The sequence below is a fragment of the Thermorhabdus hydrogeniformans genome (genome assembly GCF_049310025.1).
Classification (GTDB): Bacteria; Bacillota; Thermosediminibacteria; order Thermosediminibacterales; family Tepidanaerobacteraceae; genus JBJYKD01.
Map to the genome: position 1 here is coordinate 1 of NZ_JBJYKD010000185.1, position 263 is coordinate 263.

Below are 263 nucleotides of genomic sequence, written 5' to 3' on the forward strand. Positions count from 1 at the left end.
TGTGACGGCGCGGTGTAGATCGGGCGCAGATCCTTGGCGAGCTGGCTCCAGTGCTTCTTGCTCGCGTACCGGAAGCTGTTGCGGAGCAGGTGGACGATGCACGTCTGCACGACGGTCTGCGGCCACACGGTGTTGACCGCGTCGGGCAGGCCGGTCAGCCCGTCGCACACGAGCATGCACACATCGGCCACGCCGCGGTTCTTGACCTCGGCCAACACGCGCAGCCAGTACTTGGCGCCCTCGCCGTCGCCGTGCTCGCCGGC

Annotated in this window: 1 protein-coding gene; it reads right to left on the bottom strand. The window is 68.4% G+C overall.

Going from position 1 to position 263, the window contains the following annotated elements; genetic code table 11:
• Positions 1-263, bottom strand: a 263-nt coding sequence (locus tag ACKX14_RS16050) for a transposase (RefSeq protein WP_422449413.1), incomplete at both ends; no start/stop codon positions are given.